General features: G+C 68.1%; 18 protein-coding genes and 1 pseudogene. All 19 read left to right on the top strand.

Features of this window, described 5'->3' with window-relative positions; translation table 11 throughout:
- Positions 1-85 precede the first annotated feature (85 nt).
- Positions 86-1540: an Ig-like domain-containing protein gene (locus AC5JOC_RS05305; protein ID WP_494245690.1), complete on the top strand. Its 1455-nt coding sequence runs from the start codon at positions 86-88 to the stop codon at positions 1538-1540.
- Positions 1468-4356 carry an Ig-like domain-containing protein gene (locus AC5JOC_RS05310; protein ID WP_494245692.1) on the top strand — a complete coding sequence of 963 codons (2889 nt, stop codon included), beginning with the start codon at positions 1468-1470 and terminating at the stop codon, positions 4354-4356. The genes AC5JOC_RS05305 and AC5JOC_RS05310 overlap by 73 nt, the downstream gene beginning before the upstream one ends.
- A gap of 117 nt (positions 4357-4473) precedes the next feature.
- Complete coding sequence (locus AC5JOC_RS05315) at positions 4474-4596, top strand: hypothetical protein (protein ID WP_494245694.1); 123 nt, start codon at positions 4474-4476, stop codon at positions 4594-4596.
- 818 nt (positions 4597-5414) lie between these two features.
- Entirely contained in the window at positions 5415-6383 is a 969-nt protein-coding gene (locus tag AC5JOC_RS05320) for an AAA family ATPase (protein ID WP_079001701.1), read from the top strand.
- A complete protein-coding gene (locus AC5JOC_RS05325) occupies positions 6380-7759 on the top strand; it encodes a DUF58 domain-containing protein (protein ID WP_494245696.1) in 1380 nt (459 codons plus the stop codon). Before AC5JOC_RS05320 ends, AC5JOC_RS05325 begins: the two co-directional genes overlap by 4 nt.
- A 1578-nt stretch (positions 7760-9337) precedes the next feature.
- Positions 9338-9472: pseudogene (locus AC5JOC_RS05330) on the top strand (transglutaminase-like domain-containing protein); the annotation flags it as partial.
- A gap of 3 nt (positions 9473-9475) precedes the next feature.
- Positions 9476-10210 carry a DUF4129 domain-containing protein gene (locus AC5JOC_RS05335; RefSeq protein ID WP_494245922.1) on the top strand — a complete coding sequence of 245 codons (735 nt, stop codon included), beginning with the start codon at positions 9476-9478 and terminating at the stop codon, positions 10208-10210.
- Between the two features lie 37 nt (positions 10211-10247).
- Positions 10248-10889 (top strand): spermidine/putrescine ABC transporter substrate-binding protein, encoded by a 642-nt coding sequence (locus AC5JOC_RS05340; protein ID WP_192004665.1) that lies wholly within the window; start codon positions 10248-10250, stop codon positions 10887-10889.
- A 120-nt stretch (positions 10890-11009) separates the two neighbouring features.
- A complete protein-coding gene (locus AC5JOC_RS05345) occupies positions 11010-12485 on the top strand; it encodes a zinc ribbon domain-containing protein (protein ID WP_192004666.1) in 1476 nt (491 codons plus the stop codon).
- Positions 12486-12832: 347 nt separating this feature from the next.
- A complete protein-coding gene (gene rpsL / locus AC5JOC_RS05350) occupies positions 12833-13207 on the top strand; it encodes a 30S ribosomal protein S12 (protein ID WP_056008169.1) in 375 nt (124 codons plus the stop codon).
- On the top strand, positions 13207-13677 hold the full coding sequence (gene rpsG / locus AC5JOC_RS05355) for a 30S ribosomal protein S7 (RefSeq protein WP_064296707.1): 471 nt from the start codon (positions 13207-13209) through the stop codon (positions 13675-13677). Before rpsL ends, rpsG begins: the two co-directional genes overlap by 1 nt.
- An 87-nt stretch (positions 13678-13764) precedes the next feature.
- Positions 13765-15879: an elongation factor G gene (gene fusA / locus AC5JOC_RS05360; RefSeq protein ID WP_079705261.1), complete on the top strand. Its 2115-nt coding sequence runs from the start codon at positions 13765-13767 to the stop codon at positions 15877-15879.
- Between the two features lie 141 nt (positions 15880-16020).
- On the top strand, positions 16021-17211 hold the full coding sequence (gene tuf, locus AC5JOC_RS05365; RefSeq protein ID WP_064296705.1) for an elongation factor Tu: 1191 nt from the start codon (positions 16021-16023) through the stop codon (positions 17209-17211).
- A gap of 170 nt (positions 17212-17381) precedes the next feature.
- Complete coding sequence (locus AC5JOC_RS05370) at positions 17382-19202, top strand: DUF4012 domain-containing protein (protein WP_494245700.1); 1821 nt, start codon at positions 17382-17384, stop codon at positions 19200-19202.
- A 469-nt stretch (positions 19203-19671) separates the two neighbouring features.
- Positions 19672-19980 carry a 30S ribosomal protein S10 gene (gene rpsJ, locus AC5JOC_RS05375; RefSeq protein ID WP_005050520.1) on the top strand — a complete coding sequence of 103 codons (309 nt, stop codon included), beginning with the start codon at positions 19672-19674 and terminating at the stop codon, positions 19978-19980.
- Positions 19981-20004: 24 nt separating this feature from the next.
- Positions 20005-20658: a 50S ribosomal protein L3 gene (rplC, locus tag AC5JOC_RS05380; protein WP_056008154.1), complete on the top strand. Its 654-nt coding sequence runs from the start codon at positions 20005-20007 to the stop codon at positions 20656-20658.
- A 4-nt stretch (positions 20659-20662) separates the two neighbouring features.
- Positions 20663-21328, top strand: coding sequence for a 50S ribosomal protein L4 (rplD, locus tag AC5JOC_RS05385; protein ID WP_079705263.1), 666 nt, complete (start codon positions 20663-20665; stop codon positions 21326-21328).
- The gene (gene rplW / locus AC5JOC_RS05390) at positions 21325-21624 is read left to right on the top strand and encodes a 50S ribosomal protein L23 (RefSeq protein WP_056008147.1); all 300 of its coding nucleotides are present in this window, start codon (positions 21325-21327) and stop codon (positions 21622-21624) included. The genes rplD and rplW overlap by 4 nt, the downstream gene beginning before the upstream one ends.
- A gap of 28 nt (positions 21625-21652) precedes the next feature.
- Positions 21653-22492 (top strand): 50S ribosomal protein L2, encoded by an 840-nt coding sequence (gene rplB / locus AC5JOC_RS05395; protein WP_064296701.1) that lies wholly within the window; start codon positions 21653-21655, stop codon positions 22490-22492.
- The last annotated feature ends 11 nt before the right edge of the window (positions 22493-22503 follow it).

Consider the following 22503-nt stretch of genomic DNA (forward strand, 5'->3'; position numbering starts at 1 on the left):
CATGACGGACTTCTTTGTTAGAGTGACTCCGCGTTTGCAGCGTGGCGCATCGACCGATGCTTGACCGAACATCACCTGGGGGACCGTGAGCAACTGGAGTGCCTGGCTGCGCAAACGCAAGACCGCGGCCTCGATCACGGCCCTGTCGGTCCTCGTCGCCGTACCGGTGACCGCCGCGCTCATCCACCAGGGCTTCCCGGTCACGGAGGTCGACCTCGAGTCCCGCGACGTCTGGGTCACCAACGGCGAGTCGCTCCTCGCGGGGCGTCTCAACGATCAGATCTCCGAACTCGACGGAGCGGTGTCGACGGCGTCCAACAACGCCGACGTGCTGCAGGACGGCGACGACGTCTTCCTCCAGGACAAGGCGCTCTCCTCGCTCGAACGCATCGACCCGGCCTTCACGAGCCTCATCCAGCGTGTCTCGCTGCCGACCGGCGCGACGGTGCACTACGGCGGCGACCGACTCTCGGTCGTGGCGGGGGAGACCGGCAAGCTCTGGTCCGTCGACGCCGCGGGGGAACTCCGCTTCGACCCCACGGAGACGAAGCCGATCGTCTCCATCGGCAAGGCCGGTCAAGCGGTCGTCACCTCGACGGGCACCATCCTCGCGGTCGCACCCGCGAAGGGGCGCCTCTACCGCATCCTGCCCGACGGCACGAAGACCGAGTCGAAGCTCCCGAAGCTCGACGACTACCAGTTGAGTGCGGCCGGTGAGCAGGCGGTCATCCTCGACCTGAAGTCCGGCGACCTCGTGAAGCAGGACGGCTCCGTCGTCGAGCTGCCGGGCAAGCCGCTGAAGATCCAGGAGCCGTCGGCGTCGGACGACGCCGCCGTCATCGCCACCGGTGACTCGCTCGTCCGCGTCCCGCTCGGCGGCGGCGACCCGGAGGTGCTCGACGCGGACGTCACGACGGCGGCGACGAGCGCGGCCGAGGTCACGGCACCGGTCAACCTCGACGGCTGCATGCACGGAGCCTGGGCCTCCTCCAGCCGGTACGCCGCCGAGTGCGCCGACAAGAAGCCCGTCATCGAGGACATCAACCCGGAGACCATCGGCCAGCAGCTCGTCTTCCGGGTCAACCGCTCGGTCATCGCCCTCAACAACGTCCAGACCGGCAACTCCTGGCTCGTGCAGGCGAACATGCGCCTCGTCGACAACTGGGACGAGGTGACGCCCCCGCAGGAGGAGGACGGCGAGGACGGCGACGAGAAGGCCTCCGAGCAGTCCTTCGAGGACACGCTCGCCGAGCGCACCGAGGAGAACCGCCCGCCCATCGCCCGCGACGACGCGTTCGGCGTCCGCCCGGGTCGCGCGACGGTCCTGCCGCTGCTCGACAACGACTCCGACGCGGACGGCGACGTCCTGACGATCCAGAACCCGCGCGGACGCTCGCCGCCGAGACCGGCAAGCTCGAATCCATCGACGGCGGGCGCGCGCTCCAGTTCACCCCGGCCGAGGGCTTCGTGGCCGGGACGACGTCGTTCCGCTACTCCGTCAACGACGGCCGCCCAGGCGGCGTGGCCGAAGCGAACGTGAGCATCGCCATCAAACCGCCCGAGGTCAACGAGCCGCCGACGTCCCATCGCGAGGCCGCCGTCTCGGTCGAGGCCGGGCAGACGGTCACCTACAACGTGCTCGCCGACTGGCGTGATCCCGACGGCGACGACATCTTCCTCCAGTCGGCCTCACCGGCGTCCAGCGACCTCGTCCGGTTCACCCCGGACGGCTTCGTCACGTTCACGCACGCCTCGCCCGAAATGGGCCCGCGCGACGTCAAGTTCGTCGTGTCCGACGGAGTCAACTCGGCGGAGGGCACCCTCAAGGTCGACGTCCAGCCCGCCGGAGCCTTGAGCCCGATCGGCACACCCGACTTCGTCTCGACCTTCGTCGGCGAGTCCGCGCTCGTCCAGCCGTTGGCGAACGACCAGTCACCGAGTGGGGCCCCGCTCGGGCTCATCGGCGTCGAAGCGTTGCAGGGCGGTCTCGTGTCCTCGCCGAGCCTCGAGAAGCAGTCGGTCACCGTCTCCTCGAACGAGCCCGGCACCTACTACCTGAAGTACACGCTCGGCGCCGGTATCGCCTCGAGCATCGGGCTCATCCGCGTCGACGTCCTCGAGAAGCCCACCGATGTGCGGCCGCCGGTCGCCGTCAAGGACGAAGGCTATCTGCGTCCGAACGAGACGATCACGATCCCGGTCCTCGCGAACGACGAGTCGCCGGGTGGGCAGGTGCTCGCCGTGCAGTCCGTCTCCGTTCCCGACGAGTCCACCTCGTTGTCCGTCGAGGTCCTCGACAGCGCGGTCATCCGCGTGTCCTCCTCCGCGCCGATCGAGCAGCAGCTGCAGTTCACCTACGTCGTGTCCGACGGCACCTCGTCGGCTCAGGCGGCCGTGACGGTCGTCCCGGTGCCACCGCTGCCGAAGCATCAGGCACCGGTCGCGACCGACGATGCGGTCGTCGTCCGCGCGGGCGACATCGCCAACGTCGCGGTGCTCGACAACGACTACCACCCGGACGCGGCGGTCATGCTCGTCGACCGCCAGCTCGTCGACGAACCGACCGCCGGCCTCGCCTTCGTCGACGACGACGAGGTCCGCTTCCAGGCGCCGAGCGAACCGGGCACCTACACGACGACGTACCGCGTGTACGACACGTTCGGCGAGGCCGACACGGCCACGGTCACCTTCAACGTGGTCGGCGAGGACAAGAAGAACAACCAGCCGCCCGTGCCGCAGCTGCTGACCTCGCGCGTGTTCGCGGGTGCGACGGTCCGCGTGGACGTCCCGCTCGACGGCCTGGACCCGAACGGCGACTCCGTCGTCGTCGACGACATCGCCTCGGCACCGTTGCTCGGTCGCGTCATCGAGCAGGGGAGCACCTGGTTCGTCTACGAGGCGGCTCCGGACTCCTCCGGCACCGACACGTTCCAGTACCGGGTCAAGGACACCTACGGTGCGGTCGCCGTCGGCACGATCAAGATCGGGGTCATCGGACGCCCGGAGGTCGACGGCCAGCCGAACGCGGTCGACGACTACATCGAGGTCCTCCCGGGCAAGGTCGCGTCCGTGCCGGTGCTCTCGAACGACTCCGATCCGAACGGGTACAAGCTCAAACTCGAACCGAAGCTGCTCTCGGTGGACGACGGCCTCACCGCCGAGGTCAGCAAGAGCCGTGTCGTCATCGAAGTGCCGGAGGAGGAGGCGTTCTTCACGGTCCGGTACCAGATCACCAACGGCAAGGGTGGCATCGACAGCGCCTACATCCAGGTCAAGGTCACGAAGGACGCGAAGCCGCAGTTCCCCGAGGCGGATGATCACGTCCTCGAGGACGCCGACATCGTCGGCAAGAAGACCATCGACATCGACGTGCTCGACGGCGCGCAGAACCCCGGTGGGCTGATCGACGACCTGCAGCCGAGCCTCGAAGGTGTGAACGCCGCCTCCGGCGAGGTCCGCGACGGTGGCACCATCCGGGTGACCCTCACCGACCGACGCCAGGCGATCGCCTACCGCCTGACGGACCCGGTCACGCAGCTGAGCGGCGCCGCGTTCATCATCGTGCCGGCGGCGACCGACGGCGAGCCACCGCGGATGAAGAGTCCGCTGCCGGAGCAGATCGTCAAGGTCAACGAGACGCGCACCTGGAAGCTCTCCGACATCACCGAGGCGCCGTCCGGCAAGCCCGTCACGATCGCCTCCGAGGGCAGCGTCGTCAACTTCCGGAGCAACGGCACGTCGAGCTACGTCGACGACGCCACGATCACCTTCACCCCGGCGAAGGACTACCGCGGACCCGCCTCGGTGAGCTTCGAGGCCACGGACGGCCGAGAGAGCAAGCTGCTCACGCTGCCGATCACGGTCGGCGACCCGAACCTCGAGGACGTCCCGCCGACGTTCACCCCGCCGACGGTGACGATCGAGGCCGGCGAGGCGCCGGTCGACCGTCGACCTGCGGGCGTCGAGCGACCACCCGAACCCGAAGATCCTCGCCGCGCTCACCTACCAGGGCTTCGGCGGCACGACCGCGGGCGTCCAGGGCAGCCTCTCCGGTTCGCAGGTCTCGATCTCCGCTCCGCAGGGGACGCAACCCGGCACCTCGGCCACGCTGACGTTCACCGTGAACTACAAGGAGTACTCCGTCCCGGGGTCGATCAACGTCCGCGTCGTCTCCTCGACCAGGCCGCTCCCACGTGCCATCGACGACCGTGTCGAAGAGGGCCGCAAGAACAAGGCCGAGTCGATCAGCGTGCTCGCGAACGACTACAACCCGTTCCCCGACACCCCGCTCAAGATCGTCGACGCCACCGTGGAGAGCGCGCCGGCCGGTGGGGCGACGGCCACGTTCTCCGGTGAGCACGGTCACGGTCACCCCCGGTTCGTCGAAGAGCGGGACCGTCAGCGTCATCTACACGGTCCAGGACGCGACGAACGACCCCAACCGGAAGGTCCAGGGTCGCATCACGGTCGATCGTGAAGGACGTTCCCGATCCGCCGTCGCTCAGTCTGAAGAGTGCGAAGAGCGGCAAGATCGCCGTCGTCGTCGGCGGTTCGCCGGCGAGCAACGGCGCACCCATCGAGTACGCACTGCGGTGAAGTGGAGCGGCGGCGGCGGAGAAGCAGTGCGCCCCCGGCAACGACTGCACCTTCGACGTGACGAACGGGCAGAACTACACCTTCACCGCCTATGCGCAGAACGCCGTCGGTCCGAGTGCCGGTTCGGAACTGAGATCGCTGCGACCGCCTACGGCGTGCCGAGTGCGCCACAGAACGTCTCGACTGAAGTCGTCAGGCGATGCGCCGGCAACGTTGACCATGCGGTGGAACGCTCCCGCCGACACCGGCGGACAGGTCGACAAGTACCACTGGCGGATCATGAAGCGGCTCCAGCACGGTGCAGACCGGGACGACGGGTGGCACCAGCGACTCGGTGGGCGGCATCGGCGCCGGCACCTACCAGGTCTACGTCTCCGCGGACCGGGTCCCGGAGGTACCGGACCCGAAGGCGGGCCGGCCGAGGTGACGGTGAACGACCCGCCACCGCCGAAGCCGAGCGGATCGCTGTACAAGTCCGGTCAGACCGCACGCGTGTCAGAGCGGCGGTACCGGTTGCTACGACGTCGGAGTCCGCTACGCCGACGTTCCGAACGGCAACTACGACGTGCAGATCCAGCGCAATGGCTCGGCGGTGCGGCTCGACCTCGAACATCAACGCCAGTGGGACGGGCAGTTTCGTCCACAACAACCACCTCGGCGTCATCCCCGCCGGCGAGACGATCACCGCGTTCTTCCGGAACACGGCGACGGGCGAGACGTTCACGCATCGGGGCCGACCTCAGCAGCCGCATGGAACGCGATGTAGCGGCTCGACCTTCCACCTCTCCACTCCTACGACGAAAGCACCCAACACCTCCATGACTGTCACGCAGGAACAGGCCACCTGGTTCGCCGACGCGTTCGGCAAGCTCGTCGGCAACGTCGAGCAGGCCATCCTCGGCAAGGAGCACGTCATCAAGCTCGTCGTCACGGCCATGCTCTCGGAGGGCCACGTGCTCCTCGAGGACTACCCGGGCACCGGCAAGACCGTGCTCGCGAAGGCCCTCGCGAACACGCTCGACGGCACGAGCTCGCGGATCCAGTTCACGCCCGACCTCCTGCCGTCCGACGTCACCGGTGTGACGATCTACGACCAGGGCAAGGGGATCTTCGAGTTCCACAAGGGACCGATCTTCGCCTCCATCGTGCTCGCGGACGAGATCAACCGTGCCTCGCCGAAGACGCAGTCGGCGCTCCTCGAGGTGATGGAGGAGGGCATCGTCACGATCGACGGCACGAGCTACGAGGCCGGCAAGCCGTTCATGGTCATCGCGACGCAGAACCCGATCGAGCAGGCCGGCACGTACAAGCTGCCCGAGGCGCAGCTCGACCGCTTCCTCATCAAGACGACGCTCGGCTACCCCGACCGCCAGACCTCCGTGAACCTGCTGCTCGACGCCTCCAACCGGGCACGCGCGACGAAGGTGCAGCCGATCATCGCCTCCAGCGCGGTCATCACCATGGCGCAGCTCGCCACCGAGGTGCACGTCGACGGCAGCATCCTCGAGTACGTCGCCGACGTCGTCGCGGCGACGCGGGACGACCAGGACGTCGCGCTCGGCGTGAGCATGCGTGGTGCGCTCGCCCTCGTGCGCGCGGTCAAGACCTGGGCGATCTCGCAGGGACGCACCTACGTCACCCCCGACGACGTCAACGACCTCGCGCAGGCCGTCCTCGCGCACCGCATCATCATCGACCCCGAGTCCGACTTCGCCGGCGTGACCGCGCAGGACGTCGTCGCCCGGGTCCTCGTCAGCATCGCTCCGCCGGCGTACCGCGCAGCATGAGCGAGACCCTCGAGCAGCGCGCCGCCGCCGCGCCGGACGGATCCGATCCGGTCCGCACGGCGTCGGTCGGCGCGCCTGCCGAGGCGGGGCCCGAGGGTCCCGATGCGCACATCGATGGCGCGCCGGCTCCCGCTCGACGGCCGAACCCGTTCCGCAGCGCGCTCGACGGCGTCGGTGCCGTCGTCGTGCCCTGGGCCAGGGTCGTCTGGTCGGCAGCGCAGCCCGTGCTCGCTGTCGTCAGCGGCCTCGGCTGGGTCGTGCTCGCGATCGGCGTCATCGCGACCGTCGCCGGCTTCATCCTGGGGTGGGCGGAGCTCGTCTTCCTCGGCTTCGTGCCGCTGGCCGCGTTGCTGGCCTCCGTCGCGTACCTCTTCGGGCGGTCGACCTTCCGCATCTCCATCCACTTGAACCCCAGCCGCGTCACCGTCGGGGAGCGCGCGATCGGGCAGGTCCTCATCGCCAACCCCGGCAACCGCGCCACGACGCCCACGCGCCTCGAGGTCCCCGTGGGCTACGGCCTCGCGGAGTTCGCGATCCCGGCGATCCCGAAGGACGGCGAGCACGAGGAGCTGTTCGCCGTCCCGACGAACCGGCGAGCCGTCATCCCGGCCGGGCCTGCCGTGTCGGTCCGTGGCGATCAGCTCGGTCTGCTGCGCCGCGAGGTGCGCTGGACGGAACCGGTCGAGCTCTTCGTGCACCCTGAGACCACGCGGCTCCACCCGACGGCCGCCGGTCTCATCCGCGACCTCGAGGGCCTCGTCACGAAGACCATCACGAACAACGACATCTCCTTCCACGCGCTCCGCGGGTACGTCCCCGGTGATGACCGCCGCTACATCCACTGGAAGTCCTCCGCGAAGACGGGCCAGCTCATGGTGCGGCAGTTCGAGGAGACTCGGCGGTCGCAGCTCACCATGGTGATGACGACCGACTCCCGCTACTACGCCGACGACGAGGACGAGTTCGAGTTGGCGGTGTCGCTCACCGCGTCGATCGCGACCCAGGTGATCCTCGACCAGGTGCCGATCAGCGTCGTGACCGACCGGCTCGCGCTGCGGACCCACACCGTGACCTCCTTCCTCGACGACAGCTGCAGGCTGCAGCTCGCCGAGGGCACCTTCGACACCCCACGCACCTTCGCCCGGGAGACCACGAAGCGTCTGCCTGCACCGAGTGTCGTCATCATCGTCGCCGGTTCGCGGCTCGAGGCACAGGAGTACCGGGGGATCCAACGCCTCTTCGGTCCCGACGTCAACGTGTTCGGCATCCGCGTCGAACGCGGTGCACGGGCCGGCATCAAGGACGTCGCCGGGATGAACGTCATGACGGTCGGGGCACTGAGCGACCTCGCCAAGGTCATGTCGAGGGCCCTGTGAGCGGGGTCGACGAGCGCACGACCGTGCGCCCCGGACGCGTTCCCGCCGGCTCGGCCGCGGACGTCGACGTCCAGGGCATCGTCCCGACCTTCGTCGCGCCGTGGCCGTTGCCCGGCCGCTCCTGGATCGACCTCGCGGTCGTCTTCGTCCTCGCGGCCCTCGGCCTGCTCGGCTTCGGTGCGGCGCTCAGCGGCACCGGGTTCCTCCTCGCCGGCCTCGGCGGTCTCGCGCTCGGCATGGCGGTCGGTGTCGCCTCCCACGCGCTCCGGCTGAACGCCCTCCTGACCGGTCTCTCGACCGTCCTCGTCTTCTACGTCTTCGGCAGTGCCCTGGCGATGCCGTCGGTCGCGACGTTCGCGGTCCTCCCGAACCTGCGGACCCTCGGTGGGATCAGCATCGGGGCGGTGTTCGGGTGGAAGGACTTCGTCACCCTGCAGACCCCGCTGAGCGCGCCCGCCTACATCATGACCCTGCCCTACGTCGCGGGGATGCTCGTCGGGGTCGTCTCCGCCGTGCTCGCCGTCCGCTGGCTGCCGCGCCGTCCGCAGGTCGCCGTGCGCTGCGCCATCCTGCTCGTCGGCCCGACCGTGCTGTACGCGCTCGGCGTCCTCCTCGGCACGCAGACGCCCTTCCTGGCGGCCGTCCGCGGGATCGCGTTCGCGCTGATCGCCCTCCTCTGGCTCGGGTGGCGGCCGGGTGCCGGTCGTGGCGAGAACGCGGCGGCGTCGACCACCGCCGTCCTCCGTCGCAAGAAGATCATCGGCACGGCCGTCCTCGCCGCCGTCGCGGTCGTCGTCGGCGGCGGCGCGGCCGTGGTCGCCTCACCGCCCACGGACTCCCGGTTCGTCCTCCGCGAGGTCGTCACCCCGCCGTTCGACCCCCTGGAGTACCCGAGCCCGCTCGCCGGGTTCCGCGAGTACACGAAGGACCTCGCCGAGACGAAGCTCTTCACCGCCACCGGCCTCGAGCCGGGGGATCGGATCCGTCTGGCGGCCATGGACAGCTACGACGGACGCCTGTGGACCGTCTCGGGACCGTCCACGGCGACCGACGGCTCCGGTGCCTTCGAACTCGTCGGCGACCAGCTGCCCGGACCGGAGCTCATCACGGCCGGTGGCGACCGCCGGGTGTCGATCGACATCACCGGCTACGACGACATCTGGGTGCCCAGCGTCGGATATCCGAGCGCGCTCACCCTCGACGGCAAGGCGGCGGAGCGATCCGAGGACATCCGCTACAACGCCGAGAGCGGCGCGGCCGTCGTCACCTCGGGGATCGGCACCGGCGACGACTACGAGGAGCGGACCACGACGCAGGCCGTCCCGAGCGACACGGCCCTCGCGACGACACCGACCGCAGCGGTCGAGCTGCCGCCCGTCACGAACATCCCCGACATCGTCGTCGCGAAGGCCTCGGAGTTCGTCGGCACCGAGACGACGCCCATGGCCCAGCTGCGCGCGGATCGAGCAGACGCTCCGCACCACCGGGTTCCTCAGCCACGGACTCGCCTCGGACAGCTCTCCGTCGCGCGCCGGCCACGGCGCCGACCGGATGTCGGAGCTGTTCACCCGCACACCGATGGTCGGCGACGAGGAGCAGTACGCGTCGGCGTTCGCGCTCATGGCCCGCTCGCTCGGCTACCCCGCGCGGGTCGTCATGGGCTTCGCGCCCGAGGTGACCGAGGGCCAGGGTTCGGTGCAGGTCGTCGGAGACGACGTGACGGCGTGGGTCGAGGTGCCCTTCGAGGGCTACGGCTGGGTGGCGTTCTCACCGACCCCCGATGAGACCGAGATCCCGCAGGACCAGGACCCGAAGCCCAAGACCGAGCCGCAGCCGCAGGTGCGTCAGCCGCCGCGCAGCGACAACCTCGACGACAGCCTCCTCACCGAGGCCTCGATCGACGATGGCGACGACAAGGACAAGAACGACGGACTCGTGATCCCGGAGTGGGTCTGGTGGCTCGCGCTGATCGTGGGTGTCCCGGTGTCGCTGTACTTCATCCCGCTCCTCGCCATCTCCGGCGCGAAGCGTCGGCGGACGAAGCGTCGCCGCGCGGGCAGTGGTGACCGCAGCGCCGCCGGTGCGTGGGACGAGCTGATCGACCGCTACGCCGAACTCGGGTACACGGTGCCCCCGGCCGCCACGCGGTCGGCCACGGCGTCCATGCTCGGTGCCCAGGAACCGGAGGGCGCGACCACGCTCACCGCGCTCGCGGGGACGACCGACGATGTCGTCTTCTCCGGTCGTGACGTGGACGACACGACGGCCGACGAGCTGTGGCAGCGGTCGGAGGCCGAGGCCTCCCGGGCGCAGGGAGCGCTCGGCTGGTTCGCCCGCCAGCGGAGCCGCTTCCGCTACCGCGCGAAGCGCAGTCTCGTGAGTCGGCTGCAGCCGTCCGGTGCGCTCGCCCGTCGAGCAGCACGGGACCAGCGCGCCGCCGGGCGGCGCTGAGGCCGATGCGGCCGCCGAGGCGCTACCCTCGGTGAGTATGGAGCGCTCGCTCGAGACCAGCGTGAGCCAGGCCGTCGACGCCTGGCTCCGGTGGCTGCCGCGCTGGCACCCCGCCGCCCACCGTGGACGCACCCGGATCTGCCGCCGGTGCATCGGGTCGCCGATCCTGCGGGCGGCCGGCCTCGTGGACGACGTCCCGCACCAGGTGCAGCACGGCCTCGCCACCCGGATGAAGGCAATCGTCGACCACGCGGTGGCGGAGTACACCGAGCGGAACCTCCCTGTCCTCCGCGCCGAACTGCGCGCGGCGGACCTGCGCGAGGCGCAGCGCTCCTACCGCCCCGGGGAGGGGCTCGACCCGGAGTTCGACGGGTTGCAGCTCGACCCCGACCCGGATCCCGAGCAGCCCTACCTCTTCACCCTCGCGGAGCTCGGCGAATCCCAGGCGAGGACGGTCCCGCCACCTCCGCCGTTGTCGGACGACGCGAAGGAGGCGCTGCGCACCGAGATCGCCCTCGCCGACCAGTGCGCGAACGAGACCGGGCGCCGCATCTGCGAACTCCTCGTCGGGCACCGCCTCGCCATCCACGACGCCGTGGAGCGGTACGTCGAACCGCAGGTCACCGCGCTCCTCGACGACCTCGCGCTGGAGCTGGATTCCCCCACCTCGCCCTGGTAGCCGTCGGGGTTCACCCGGACGCAGGAGGGGAGATCTCCCCATCGTGCTGTCCGACACCCGTCACTATACTTTCGAGCACTTGTCATCAGCACGATCCATGCTCATTGGGGGCGCAACACCATGACCGATCCCGGAGATCAGAACCCGCAGCAGCCCCAGTGGCAGCGACCACCCGCTCAGCCCGACCCGCAGCAGGGGTGGCAGGGCAACGGCCCGCAGCAGTCGGGCTCAGGCCAGCAGCAGACGGGGCAGTACGGACAGCAGTCGCCGTACGGGCAGTCGCCGACGCAGCCGTCTGGGCAGTACGGGCAGCAGTCCGGCCAGTACGGTGAGCAGTCGTCCGGCCAGCAGGACCAGCAGACGGGCCAGTACGGGCAGCAGTCCGGTCAGTACAGCCAACAGACCGGTCAGTACGGTCAGACGGCGCAGTACGGCCAGCAGCCGACCGAGCAGTTCGGTCAGCAGGGAACCGGTCAGTACGGCCAGCAGCCCACGGGGCAGTACGGCCAGCAGCCCACCGAGCAGTACGGCCAGGCGCCCTACGCGCAGGGCGCCGGCGGGTACGGCGGCGGCCAGCAGCCGCCCAAGAAGAAGCTCTCGAAGAAGGGGCTCACCGGCATCATCGCCGGCGGGAGCGCCCTCCTCCTCATCATCGTCGGTGGCATCGTCGGCGTCAGCGTCGGCAACGCCCTCCACGCCCCGGAGGTGACGGTCAAGAGCTACCTCGACGCCCTCAAGTCGGGCGACGCCGAACAGGCGCTCAAGCTCTCCGGTACCGAGGTGTCGGCGGCCGACGTGCTGCTGACCGACGACGCGTACAAGGCGGCGTCCGGCAAGGTCTCCGGCTACACGATCGGGAAGACGACGACCAGCGGGAACACCGCGACCGTCGAGGCCCGTCTCACCCAGGGCGGCGAGAGCGTCGACCAGGAGTTCACGCTCACCAAGGTCGGCAAGGACGCCGTGCTCTTCGACAAGTGGAAGCTCGAGGCTCCCGAACTCAGCACGGTCCAGGTCGACGTGGTCGCCCCTGAGGACGCGGTCGCGACGGTCGGCGGCGTCGACCTCACCGACGTCGAACCGATCGCCGAGGGTTCGTACCAGCTGCGCGCCCTCCCGGGCACCTACGACGTCGCCCTCAGCGAGAGCGACTGGTACACCGCCGAGGCGACGACCACGACGGCCGTGGGCTTCGGTCAGGCCGCGGAACCCGCGACGCTCGCCGTCGCCCTCACCGACGCCGGGACGACCGCCGTCGAGGAGGCCGTCAACGCGTACATCGACGGCTGCGGTGCGGCGACGGAGCTCGCCCCGGAGGGGTGCCCCTTCGAGATCCGCAACGACACCGGCTTCACCCCCTCCGGTGTGACCTGGAAGTTCGACACGCGCCCGACCTTCACGATCGGTGACTTCGCGGGAGGCGGCTGGACCGTCGACTCCGAGACCGTCGGACGCATGTCGATGACCTGCACGCTGACCGACCCGGCCACCGGCCAGACCGGTCCGGGCTACAGCATCAACCCCGTCGACTTCGTCGTCGGCGGCACGATCGAGGGCTTCACCGACGAGGGCGCGACCTTCGTCCCGTCCCCGTAGACGCCGAGCTGTACGGCCCCTGGGAGCGATGCTCCCAGGGGCCGTCGTCGTTTGACCACAGCCTGTCGGCGGGCTAGTCTTGTTTGGGTGTGCGCGCTGTCGTGCGCTCTCGTGCTGTCCACGTTCTCCGGAGCCTGGCTCGGGGGAGTGGACAGCAGTCTTGCACCATCGGGTTGATCCCCGCCGGGCTGGTCCCGGTTGCCGATCGCCCCCACGGCATACCCACCACGAAAGCGACGCGCACTCGCGCGGCGCCGGTGGGTCCATACGACCTCGTGATCCGGGAGACCGGTCCACGAATGCTGCAGTACCACTGTCACCGTGCAGTCATCATCAAGGAGCAAGTAGTGCCAACCATTCAGCAGTTGGTTCGGAAGGGCCGCAGCCCCAAGGTCGTCAAGACCAAGGCGCCCGCCCTGAAGAGCAACCCCCAGCAGGCCGGCGTGTGCACCCGCGTGTACACCACCACCCCGAAGAAGCCGAACTCGGCGATGCGCAAGGTCGCCCGCGTGAAGCTGCGCAACGGCACCGAGGTCACCGCGTACATCCCCGGTGAGGGCCACAACCTCCAGGAGCACTCGCTGGTCCTGGTCCGTGGTGGTCGTGTGAAGGACCTCCCGGGTGTCCGTTACAAGATCGTCCGTGGCGCCCTCGACACGCAGGCCGTCAAGAACCGCAAGCAGGCTCGCAGCCGCTACGGCGCGAAGATGGAGAAGAAGTAATGCCTCGCAAGGGTCCAGCTCCGAAGCGTCCCGTCGTCGCCGATCCCGTCTACGGCGCCCCCATCGTCAGCCAGCTCGTCAACAAGATCCTGCTGGACGGCAAGAAGGGCCTCGCTGAGCGCATCGTCTACGACGCACTCGAAGGCGTCACCGCCAAGAACCAGGGCGACGCCGTCGTCACGCTCAAGAAGGCGCTCGACAACGTCCGCCCGACCCTCGAGGTGCGTTCGCGCCGCGTCGGTGGTTCCACCTACCAGGTGCCGGTCGAGGTCAAGCCTCACCGCGCCAACACCCTCGCCCTGCGCTGGCTCGTGAGCTACGCGAAGGGCCGCCGCGAGAAGACGATGACCGAGCGTCTCCAGAACGAGATCCTCGACGCATCGAACGGTCTCGGTGCAGCTGTCAAGCGTCGTGAAGACACGCACAAGATGGCCGAGTCGAACAAGGCGTTCGCGCACTACCGCTGGTAGTCGCCGCCCGATGCGAGGGCGGGCGATCCGCCCGCCCTCGCACACCTGAGTGAATCAGCTCACCCCTACCTATCCCCGGAGGACCCCGTGGCACAAGACGTGCTCACCGACCTGAACAAGGTCCGCAACATCGGCATCATGGCCCACATCGATGCCGGCAAGACCACCACCACCGAGCGCATCCTGTTCTACACGGGCGTCAACCACAAGATCGGCGAGACCCACGACGGTGCGTCGACGATGGACTGGATGGCGCAGGAGCAGGAGCGCGGCATCACCATCACGTCCGCCGCGACGACCTGTTTCTGGAACAAGAACCAGATCAACATCATCGACACCCCCGGCCACGTCGACTTCACGGTCGAGGTCGAGCGTTCGCTCCGCGTCCTCGACGGCGCGGTCGCGGTGTTCGACGGCAAGGAGGGCGTCGAGCCCCAGTCCGAGACCGTCTGGCGTCAGGCCGACAAGTACGACGTCCCGCGCATCTGCTTCGTCAACAAGATGGACAAGCTCGGCGCCGACTTCTACTTCACCGTCGACACGATCATCAGCCGCCTCGGCGCGAAGCCGCTGGTCATCCAGCTGCCGATCGGTGCCGAGTCCAACTTCGAGGGCGTCGTCGACCTCGTCGAGATGCGTGCGCTCACCTGGCGCGGAGACGCCAAGGGTGACGTCGAGATGGGCGCCAAGTACGCCATCGAGGAGATCCCGGAAGACCTCAAGGAGAAGGCGGCCGAGTACCGCACCGCGCTCCTCGAGGCCGTCGCCGAGACCGACGACGCACTCATGGAGAAGTACTTCGGTGGCGAAGAGCTGACCGTCGCGGAGATCAAGGCCGCGATCCGTCACCTCACCATCACGAGCACCATGTACCCGGTCCTCTGTGGCTCCGCGTTCAAGAACCGCGGCGTCCAGCCGATGCTCGACGCCGTCATCGACTACCTCCCCTCCCCGCTCGACGTCCCGGCCATCGAGGCCCACGACGCGCGCGACGAGGAGAAGGTCGTGGAGCGTCACCCCGACTCGACCGAGCCCTTCACCGCGCTCGCGTTCAAGGTCGCGGTGCACCCGTTCTTCGGTCGCCTGACCTACGTCCGCGTCTACTCGGGTCGTCTCGACTCCGGTGCGCAGATCATCAACTCGACCAAGGGCAAGAAGGAGCGCATCGGGAAGATCTTCCAGATGCACGCCAACAAGGAGAACCCGGTCGACTTCGTCACCGCCGGTCACATCTACGCGGTCATCGGCCTGAAGGACACCACCACCGGTGACACCCTGTCCGACCCGCAGAACCAGGTCGTCCTCGAGTCGATGAGCTTCCCGGAGCCCGTCATCGAGGTCGCGATCGAGCCGAAGACCAAGGCCGACCAGGAGAAGCTGGGCACCGCGATCCAGAAGCTGGCCGAAGAGGACCCGACGTTCCGCACCGAGCAGAACACCGAGACCGGCCAGACGGTCATCAAGGGCATGGGCGAGCTCCACCTCGACATCCTCGTCGACCGCATGAAGCGCGAGTTCAACGTCGAGGCCAACGTCGGCAAGCCGCAGGTCGCGTACCGCGAGACCATCAAGCGCAAGGTCGAGAAGTACGGCTACACGCACAAGAAGCAGACCGGTGGTTCGGGTCAGTTCGCGAAGATCCAGTTCGATCTGGAGCCGATGGACGTCACTCCGGAGACGACCTACGAGTTCGTGAACGCCGTGACCGGTGGTCGCATCCCGCGCGAGTACATCCCGTCGATCGACGCCGGTTTCCAGGACGCCCTGCAGGTCGGTGGCCTCGCGGGCTACCCGGTCGTGGGTGTCAAGGCGATCATCACCGATGGTGCGGCGCACGACGTCGACTCCTCGGAGATGGCGTTCAAGATCGCCGGCTCGATGGGTCTCAAGGAGGCCTACTCGCGTGCCAACCCCGTCCTCCTCGAGCCGCTCATGGCGGTCGAGGTGCGTACTCCTGAGGAGTACATGGGCGACGTCATCGGAGACCTCAACTCGCGCCGTGGACAGATCCAGTCCATGGACGACGCCACCGGCGTCAAGGTCATCCGTGCCAACGTGCCGCTCTCCGAGATGTTCGGCTACATCGGCGACCTCCGGTCGAAGACCTCTGGTCGTGCCGTGTACTCGATGACGTTCGAGAGCTACGCGGAGGTCCCGAAGGCTGTCGCCGACGAGATCATCCAGAAGAACAAGGGCGAGTAGTCACTCACTCTCTCTTCACCGCGGTCCGGCCGGGTGTGCGAACACCCGGGCGGATCGCGTAACATGAATACACATCCCTGCAGTGCGTCGGGCATCGAATGGTGCCCGGCGTCCCGCACAACGTCCTGAGGAGGACTCACAGTGGCAAAGGCCAAGTTCGAGCGGACCAAGCCGCACGTCAACATCGGTACGATCGGTCACGTCGACCACGGCAAGACCACGCTCACCGCGGCGATCTCGAAGGTCCTGGCGGACAAGTTCCCGTCCGCGACCAACGTGCAGCGCGACTTCGCGTCGATCGACTCCGCGCCGGAAGAGCGTCAGCGTGGTATCACGATCAACATCTCGCACGTCGAGTACGAGACCCCGAAGCGCCACTACGCGCACGTCGACGCCCCCGGTCACGCTGACTACATCAAGAACATGATCACCGGTGCTGCGCAGATGGACGGCGCGATCCTGGTCGTCGCCGCCACTGACGGCCCGATGGCTCAGACGCGTGAGCACGTGCTGCTCGCCAAGCAGGTCGGCGTCCCCTACCTGCTCGTCGCGCTGAACAAGTCCGACATGGTCGACGACGAGGAGATCCTGGAGCTCGTCGAGCTCGAGGTCTCCGAGCTCCTCGCCTCGCAGGGCTTCGCTGAGGACGCACCGGTCGTCCGCGTCTCGGGCCTCAAGGCGCTCGAGGGCGACGAGAAGTGGGTGCAGAGCATCCTCGACCTCATGGACGCCGTGGACGCCAACGTCCCCGACCCCGTGCGCGACAAGGACAAGCCCTTCCTCATGCCGATCGAGGACGTCTTCACGATCACCGGTCGTGGAACCGTCGTCACGGGCCGCGCCGAGCGTGGCACGCTCGCGATCAACTCCGAGGTCGAGATCGTCGGCATCCGCCCGACGCAGAAGACGATCGTCACGGGTATCGAGATGTTCCACAAGCAGCTCGACGAGGCATGGGCCGGCGAGAACTGTGGTCTCCTGCTCCGTGGCACGAAGCGTGAAGACGTCGAGCGCGGCCAGGTCGTCGTGAAGCCGGGTTCGGTCACGCCGCACACGAACTTCGAGGGCACCGCGTACATCCTGTCCAAGGATGAGGGTGGGCGTCACAACCCGTTCTACGCGAACTACCGTCCGCAGTTCTACTTCCGCACCACCGACGTCACCGGCGTCATCACGCTGCCCGAGGGCACCGAGATGGTCATGCCCGGCGACACCACCGACATGACCGTTGAGCTGATCCAGCCCATCGCCATGGAGGTCGGCCTCGGCTACGCCATCCGCGAGGGTGGCCGCACCGTCGGCGCCGGCACCGTCACCAAGGTGCTCGCGTAAGCATCCGCTGACGCGAACCCCTGATCGACCTCAGGGTCGGCACGGTTCCACACGAAGGGCCCGGAGCATTTCGCTCCGGGCCCTTCGTCGTGCGCGCTGTCGGCCGATCGGCAACCGGGTGACTCATATGTAAGATATCGGTCGACCCATTCTGCATCGAGCCGCCCGAGGTGACCGTGTCCCGTTCCTCCATTCGCCCGCGTCGTCTGTCGCGCCCACGTGTCCTGATCCCGAGCGCCGTCGCCCTGTCCGTCCTGCTCGGCATCGCTGGAGCCTCCGTGTCGGCGGCGGTGGAGGCCATGTCCGTCCGGGAGGAGCTCGAGTCGGTCCTGCCGGAGCTCGAGACGATCCGGGCGGGCGGCGATGGCGGCGGCACCGACGCGATCGATCCTGCCGCCGTGGAGCGTGCAGGAGATGCGGTCGAGCGGGCACTGGCGTCGACGCAGCGGCCTGACTGGTGGCTTGCGGAACGCGTGCCCGTCTCCGGGGCGAACTTCGAGGCGGTGCGCACGGCCGTCGAGGCGGCGCACGTGGTCGTCGACGAGGTCGTCGAGCCGGTCCTCGCCCTGTCCCTCGACGGACTGGCGGTCGACGGGCGACTGGACACGGAGCGAGTGGGGAGACTTGCCCGGAGCTCGGCGCGTGCGCTCGAGCGACTCGAGGAGCAGGTGGCGCGCCTCGACCGTCTCGACCGTTCGGTGCTCCTGCCGCAGGTGGTGTCGGCGCTGGGTGGACTCGACGGACCGCTGCGCGAGGCCTCATCGCTCGCCGCGCGGCTCGCACCGGTGCTTCGGGCGCTGCCCGGGTTCCTGGGGGAGGAGGGTCCGCGAGACGTTGTCGTGCTGTTCCAGAACTCGGCGGAGAGCCGGGCCCTCGGCGGCATCGCAGGAGCTTCGGTGCTCGTGCACGTCGAGGAGGGGGTGCTCAGCGTGACCAGGACCCTCGGCGGCGCGGACTTCGTGTCGCACGCCGATCCGGTGGTGCCCCTGCCGGCCGATGCCGACGCGCTCTACCGGACCGAGGGCTACGCTGCAGCAGGCACCTCCATCCATGAGGTGACGGCGCGGCCGGACTTCCCGTACGGTGCGCAGGTGGCCTCGCGGCTGTGGGAGGAGAGCCAGGGCGTCGTGCCGGACCTGGTGCTGGCCGTGGATCCGGTCGCGTTGTCCCACCTGCTGCGAGCGACCGGCCCCGTGGAGCTGGCCGACGGCACGGAGGTGTCGAGCGAGACGGTGGTCGACGAGCTCCTGAACGGCGTGTACCGAGACCACCCCGGTCTCAGCGACGAGGCGAACCGGGCCCAGGACGCGACCTTCACCGCCGTCGTGCAGGCGCTCACGTCGCAGCTGCAGGCGGGGTCCATGGAGGTGCCCCGGGCGATCGACGGCTGGGTCCAGGCGGTCGACGAGCGGCGTCTGCTCGCCTGGAGTCCCGACCGCGTCGAGGAGCGGGCGCTGGTGCTCGCCGGGGTCGGCGGCGCCCTGCCCGAGCGTTCGTCTCGTTCGGTGCCGTTCGGGCTGTACCTCTCGGACGCGGTCGGGTCCAAGCTCGAGTACTACCTCCGACAGCAGGTCCGTGTCCGTGCGGGGTCGTGCGACGTCGACGGAACCCGCACGGTGATGGTCACGTCGGAACTCTCCAACACGATCGACACGGAGCCGGAGCTCGACACGGAGGCGTTCGACTACATCGCGGGGTTCCACGAGCGTGAGGGGCTCCCACGTGGTTGGATGCGCCTGCGGGTCATGGCCTACGCGCCCGACGGCGCCGACATCCGCTCGGTCCGGGTTGACGGCGCCGAGGTCCCGTACACGGCCGGATCGGACGACGGACGCCCGGTGGCCTACGTGGTGGTGGCGATCGCGCCGGGCGCGACGGTGACGCTCGACGTCGATGCGGACGTGTCCGGCGCGACGGTCGACGCGGTGCGGTTCGAGGGCACCCCGGGGGTGCGTCCGGTCGAGGTCGACAACGTCGTCGAGCCCTGCTGAGCAGCGGCGCCTCGGTGCTCTCGACGCCCGAGACTGGGCGGATCCTGACCATCCGCCGCGCGCGACACGCCCGGGTTGCACGCATGGTGGATCCGTGGCAAACTAGTCCAGTTCAGTATTTCGGACGAGCGTGCCCGTGCGCGCTCCGGCGGATCACTGCCAGGTAGTGCATAGGAGCTCCCAGACGCGGCAACGCGACAGGGATCGAGCCTAGGCCGCGGGTAGCAGAACACCAATCACTTCATCGCAATCCAGGTCGTAGCAGTGCTACGCCCAGCGCCGACCACGAGTCGGGGTGGATGCCGGTGGATGACCACGAGGGTCGCAAGACACGAGTGGTCGTTGACAGCAGAACAGTGGTGCGACACCAGTAGTGCCAATGGCGCGGAGCAACCGAACGTTGCAAAGCGCACGATATGCGTCCAATACGGAGCGATCCGCACGACGCGAGACAGAGAGTGAGTCACACATGGCGGGACAGAAGATCCGCATCCGACTGAAGTCGTATGACCATGAGGTCATCGATACTTCGGCGCGCAAGATCGTCGACACGGTCACCCGTGCAGGCGCAACCGTCGTCGGCCCCGTGCCGCTTCCGACGGAGAAGAACGTGGTCTGCGTGATCCGTTCGCCGCACAAGTACAAGGACAGCCGGGAGCACTTCGAAATGCGCACCCACAAGCGTCTGATCGACATCATCGACCCGACCCCGAAGGCCGTCGACTCGCTCATGCGTCTCGACCTGCCGGCGGACGTCAACATCGAGATCAAGCTCTGAGCTCGGTAGAGACGGAAGGAAGACATGTCTAACACGAAGACCAGCAAGGGTCTGCTCGGCACCAAGCTCGGCATGACCCAGGTGTGGGACGAGAACAACAAGCTCGTTCCCGTCACCGTCATCGAGATCACGCCCAACGTGGTCACGCAGGTTCGCACCCCCGAGGTCGACGGCTACGACGCCGTGCAGATCGCGTACGGCCAGATCGATCCCCGCAAGGTCAGCAAGCCTGACGCGGGTCACTTCGACAAGGCCGGCGTGACGCCGCGTCGTCACCTCACCGAGGTCCGCACCGCCGACGCATCCGAGTACTCGCTCGGCCAGGAGCTCACCGTCGACGGTGTCTTCGAGGCCGGCCAGAAGGTCGACGTCGTCGGCACTTCGAAGGGTAAGGGTTTCGCCGGTGTCATGAAGCGTCACAACTTCAAGGGAACGGGCGCATCTCACGGTGCTCACCGCAACCACCGCAAGCCGGGCTCCATCGGCGCCTCCTCGACCCCGAGCCGTGTCTTCAAGGGCATGCGCATGGCCGGTCGTATGGGTGGCGAGCGCGTCACCGTGCTGAACCTCCGCGTTCACGCCATCGACGCCGAGAAGGGCCTGCTGCTCGTCAAGGGTGCCGTTCCCGGCGCTCGTGGCCGCATCGTATTCGTCCGCACCGCAGTGAAGGGAGCGTAGTTCCATGGCTATCGCTACTCTCGACGTGCTCGACACCAAGCTCAAGAAGGCCGGCACCGTCGACCTTCCTGCCGAGGTGTTCGACGTTCAGACCAACATCCCGCTCATCCACCAGGTGGTCGTCGCGCAGCTCGCTGCCGCCCGCCAGGGGACGCACAAGACCAAGCGCCGCGGCGAAGTGTCCGGTGCCGGCCGCAAGCCGTTCAAGCAGAAGGGTACGGGTAACGCTCGTCAGGGCTCCATCCGTGCACCTCAGATGACCGGCGGTGGCATCGTCCACGGTCCAGTGCCCCGCAACTACGCACAGCGCACCCCCAAGAAGATGATCGCCGCGGCTCTCCTCGGCGCCATCTCCGACCGCGCACGCGGCAGCCGCCTGCACGTCGTCGACTCCCTCTCGATCGGTGAGAAGCCGTCGACGAAGGCCGTGTCCGAGTACCTGACGAACGTCGCTTCCTCGAAGCACGTCCTGATCGTCCTCCAGCGCGACGACGAGGTCAGCCTCCGCAGCGTCCGCAACCTGCAGAACGTGCACGTGCTGTCGTACGACCAGCTGAACGCATACGACGTGCTCGTCTCCGACGACATCGTCTTCACCAAGGCCGCCTTCGAGGCATTCGTCGCCAGCAAGACCGGCAACACGGCCGCAACCGAGGAGGTCTCGGCATGACCGCGATCAACAAGGACCCCCGCGACGTCATCTTCGCGCCGGTCGTCTCCGAGAAGAGCTACAGCCTGATCGACGAGGGCAAGTACACCTTCCTCGTCGACCCGCGCTCGAACAAGACCGAGATCAAGCTCGCCATCGAGAAGATCTTCGGTGTCGAGGTCGCTTCGATCAACACCCTCACCCGTCAGGGCAAGACCCGTCGCACCAAGTTCGGCACCGGCAAGCGCAAGGACACCAAGCGCGCCATCGTGTCGCTCAAGTCGGGTTCCATCGACATCTTCACGGCTGTTGGCTAAGACGGCCGGGAACGAAGAGGAATAAGAAATGGCTATTCGTAAGTACAAGCCCACGACTCCTGGTCGTCGCGGTTCGTCTGTCGCGGACTTCGCGGAGATCACCCGCACCACGCCGGAGAAGTCGCTGCTTCGTCCGTTGTCGAAGACCGGTGGTCGCAACAACCAGGGCCGCATCACGACGCGTCACATCGGTGGTGGCCACAAGCGCCAGTACCGTCTGATCGACTTCCGTCGCAACGACAAGGACGGCGTCAACGCCAAGGTCGCTCACATCGAGTACGACCCCAACCGCACCGCGCGTATCGCGCTGCTCCACTTCGTGGACGGCACCAAGCGGTACATCCTCGCTCCGAACAAGCTCAGCCAGGGCGACGTGGTCGAGTCGGGTGCCGGCGCGGACATCAAGCCCGGGAACAACCTGCCGCTGAAGAACATCCCCACCGGTACGGTCATCCACGCGATCGAGCTCCGTCCCGGCGGCGGCGCGAAGATGGCCCGCTCCGCGGGTGCATCGGTGCGTCTCGTCGCGAAGGACGGCCCGTACGCGCAGCTCCGTCTGCCGTCCGGTGAGATCCGCAACGTCGACCTGCGCTGCCGCGCCACCATCGGTGAAGTCGGCAACGCCGAGCAGTCGAACATCAACTGGGGTAAGGCCGGCCGTAAGCGCTGGCTGGGCGTCCGCCCGACCGTCCGTGGTGTCGCGATGAACCCGATCGACCACCCGCACGGTGGTGGTGAGGGCAAGACCTCCGGTGGACGTCACCCGGTCAGCCCGTGGGGCCAGAAGGAAGGCCGCACGCGCCACCCCAACAAGGAAAGCGACAAGCTCATCGTTCGTCGTCGTACCGCCGGCAAGAAGCGTAAGTAGGAGTAAGAGAA

Source organism: Plantibacter sp., assembly GCF_059073635.1.

What these genes read in the sequence shown, in the direction of transcription:
- AC5JOC_RS05320 (WP_079001701.1), top strand. Translation starts at nt 5,415, where the DNA reads ATGACTGTCACGCAGGAACAGGCCACCTGGTTCGCCGACGCGTTCGGC.
- AC5JOC_RS05325 (WP_494245696.1), top strand. Translation starts at nt 6,380, where the DNA reads ATGAGCGAGACCCTCGAGCAGCGCGCCGCCGCCGCGCCGGACGGATCC.
- AC5JOC_RS05340 (WP_192004665.1), top strand. Translation starts at nt 10,248, where the DNA reads ATGGAGCGCTCGCTCGAGACCAGCGTGAGCCAGGCCGTCGACGCCTGG.
- AC5JOC_RS05345 (WP_192004666.1), top strand. Translation starts at nt 11,010, where the DNA reads ATGACCGATCCCGGAGATCAGAACCCGCAGCAGCCCCAGTGGCAGCGA.
- rpsG (WP_064296707.1), top strand. Translation starts at nt 13,207, where the DNA reads ATGCCTCGCAAGGGTCCAGCTCCGAAGCGTCCCGTCGTCGCCGATCCC.
- rpsJ (WP_005050520.1), top strand. Translation starts at nt 19,672, where the DNA reads ATGGCGGGACAGAAGATCCGCATCCGACTGAAGTCGTATGACCATGAG.
- rplC (WP_056008154.1), top strand. Translation starts at nt 20,005, where the DNA reads ATGTCTAACACGAAGACCAGCAAGGGTCTGCTCGGCACCAAGCTCGGC.
- rplD (WP_079705263.1), top strand. Translation starts at nt 20,663, where the DNA reads ATGGCTATCGCTACTCTCGACGTGCTCGACACCAAGCTCAAGAAGGCC.
- rplW (WP_056008147.1), top strand. Translation starts at nt 21,325, where the DNA reads ATGACCGCGATCAACAAGGACCCCCGCGACGTCATCTTCGCGCCGGTC.
- rplB (WP_064296701.1), top strand. Translation starts at nt 21,653, where the DNA reads ATGGCTATTCGTAAGTACAAGCCCACGACTCCTGGTCGTCGCGGTTCG.